Raw genomic sequence first — 3005 nt, forward strand, 5'->3', positions numbered from 1 at the left:
CCGCCGAGGCGATCGCCGGTGGGGCGAGGGTGGTCTTCCCGGTGCCGGGCGGGGCCTGGACGACCGCGGTGCCCCTGGTGGCGAGGGCGTCCCGCAGGGCGGGCAGCGCGGCGGCGAAGGGCAGTCCGTGGCCGATCCGGTCCAGATCGAAGGGGGTCACGTCCCCGCTCCGTCCACCCGTGTCATGTCCACGACCCTAGGCGCCGACGACGGAAGTCCGTGCCCCGGCGCACGGATCGGCGGCGTTCGCTGTCGGCGTACACGGATCTGCAATGGATCCCCGACCTGCCGCGTTGAACCCTGGTGACGGACCCGCTCCCGCTCCTGCGGTGCAGCGCGTCAGACACGGCCACTAGAGTGGACGGAACCCGAGGAATGTGAGGTAGCACGATGTTCGAACGGTTTACCGACCGCGCGCGTCGCGTCGTCGTCCTGGCCCAGGAAGAGGCCCGGATGCTCAACCACAACTACATCGGCACCGAGCACATCCTGCTGGGTCTCATCCACGAGGGCGAGGGAGTGGCCGCCAAGGCACTCGAGTCCCTGGGGATCTCGCTGGAAGCGGTGCGGAGTCAGGTCGAGGAGATCATCGGCCAGGGCCAGCAGGCGCCCAGCGGGCACATCCCGTTCACGCCGCGGGCCAAGAAGGTCCTGGAGCTGAGCCTGCGCGAGGCGCTGCAGCTCGGCCACAACTACATCGGCACCGAGCACATCCTGCTCGGCCTCATCCGTGAGGGCGAGGGCGTCGCCGCCCAGGTGCTGGTCAAGCTCGGAGCGGACCTCACCCGGGTCCGCCAGCAGGTCATCCAGCTGCTGTCGGGCTACCAGGGCAAGGAGGCCGAGGCCACGGGCGCCCCCGCCGGCACCGGTGGTCGCGAGTCCGGTACGCCGTCGTCCTCGACGGTGCTGGACCAGTTCGGTCGCAACCTCACGCAGGCCGCCATGGAGGGCAAGCTCGACCCGGTCGTCGGCCGCGCCAAGGAGGTCGAGCGCATCATGCAGGTGCTCTCCCGGCGCACCAAGAACAACCCGGTGCTCATCGGCGAGCCCGGCGTGGGCAAGACCGCGGTCGTCGAGGGCCTGGCCCAGGCCATCGTCAACAACGAGGTCCCCGAGACCCTCAAGGACAAGCAGGTCTACTCGCTCGACCTGGGGTCCCTGGTGGCCGGTTCCCGCTACCGCGGTGACTTCGAGGAGCGCCTGAAGAAGGTGCTCAAGGAGATCAACCAGCGCGGCGACATCATCCTGTTCATCGACGAGATCCACACCCTCGTCGGCGCGGGTGCCGCCGAGGGTGCGATCGACGCCGCGTCGATCCTCAAGCCCAAGCTGGCCCGCGGTGAGCTGCAGACCATCGGCGCCACCACGCTCGAGGAGTACCGCAAGCACATCGAGAAGGACGCGGCGCTCGAGCGTCGTTTCCAGCCGGTCCAGGTCCCGGAGCCCAACGTGGAGCTGTCCATCGAGATCCTCAAGGGTCTGCGGGACCGCTACGAGGCCCACCACCGCGTCACCATCACGGACGCCGCCCTGGCCGCGGCGGCCCAGCTCGCGGACCGGTACATCAACGACCGCTTCCTCCCGGACAAGGCGATCGACCTCATCGACGAGGCCGGCGCCCGCATGCGGATCAAGCGGATGACCGCTCCGCCGGACCTGCGGGAGTTCGACGAGAAGATCGCGGAGGCCCGCCGTGAGAAGGAGTCCGCGATCGACGCGCAGGACTTCGAGAAGGCCGCGGGCCTGCGGGACACGGAGAAGAAGCTCATCGCCGAGCGCTCGGAGCGCGAGAAGCAGTGGCGTGCGGGCGACATGGATGTGGCCGCCGTGGTCGACGAGGAGCAGATCGCGGAGGTCCTGGGCAACTGGACCGGGATCCCCGTGTTCAAGCTCACCGAGGAGGAGACCACGCGTCTGCTCCGCATGGAGGACGAGCTGCACAAGCGGATCATCGGCCAGGAGGACGCCATCAAGGCCGTCTCCCGGGCCATCCGCCGCACGCGGGCCGGTCTCAAGGACCCCAAGCGTCCCTCGGGTTCGTTCATCTTCGCCGGCCCGTCCGGTGTCGGTAAGACGGAGCTCTCCAAGGCGCTGGCGAACTTCCTGTTCGGCGAGGACGACGCGCTCATCCAGATCGACATGGGCGAGTTCCACGACCGCTTCACCGCGTCCCGTCTGTTCGGCGCACCTCCCGGGTACGTCGGCTACGAGGAGGGCGGCCAGCTCACGGAGAAGGTCCGGCGCAAGCCGTTCTCGGTGGTCCTGTTCGACGAGATCGAGAAGGCCCACTCCGAGATCTACAACACGCTGCTGCAGGTGCTCGAGGACGGCCGTCTCACCGACGGGCAGGGCCGCATGGTGGACTTCAAGAACACCGTGTTGATCTTCACCTCCAATCTGGGCACGAGGGACATCTCCAAGGCGGTCGGGATGGGCTTCCAGTCCTCCGACAACACCGAGGACGCCTACGAGCGGATGAAGCAGAAGGTCAACGACGAGCTCAAGAAGCACTTCCGGCCCGAGTTCCTCAACCGGATCGACGAGATCGTGGTGTTCCACCAGCTCACCAAGGCTCAGATCGTGGAGATGGTCGACCTCATGGTCAGCCGCGTCGGCGTGGCGCTCAAGGCCAAGGACATGACCATCGAGATCACGGACCGGGCCAAGGAGCTTCTCGCCAAGAGGGGTTTCGATCCGGTATTGGGTGCGCGGCCGCTGCGTCGCACCATCCAGCGCGAGATCGAGGACACGCTGTCGGAGAAGATCCTCTTCGGCGAGGTCGCGGCCGGCGAGCTCATCACCGTCGACGTCGAGGGCTGGGACGGGGAGTCCGACAAGACCGAGGACGCCCGGTTCACGTTCACCGGGGTCCAGCGCCCGGACGCCGGGTCCCGCGAGGGTGAGGAGATCACCGCCAGCGTCGCACCCACCGGTGAGGCCGGCCCGGGCGACTCGCTCCCGCCCAGCTCGGGCGGCTTCGGTGGCGCAGCCCCCGGCGGCCCGTC

General features: G+C 68.4%; 1 protein-coding gene. It reads left to right on the plus strand.

What is annotated here, in order from left to right:
* Positions 1-390: 390 nt before the first annotated feature.
* Positions 391-3005 (plus strand): ATP-dependent Clp protease ATP-binding subunit (locus G6020_RS13805; RefSeq protein WP_241732722.1); only part of this gene is annotated, 2615 nt, incomplete at its 3' end.

It is taken from the genome of Dietzia sp. B19 (assembly GCF_014145155.1).
GTDB lineage: Bacteria > Actinomycetota > Actinomycetes > Mycobacteriales > Mycobacteriaceae > Dietzia > Dietzia natronolimnaea.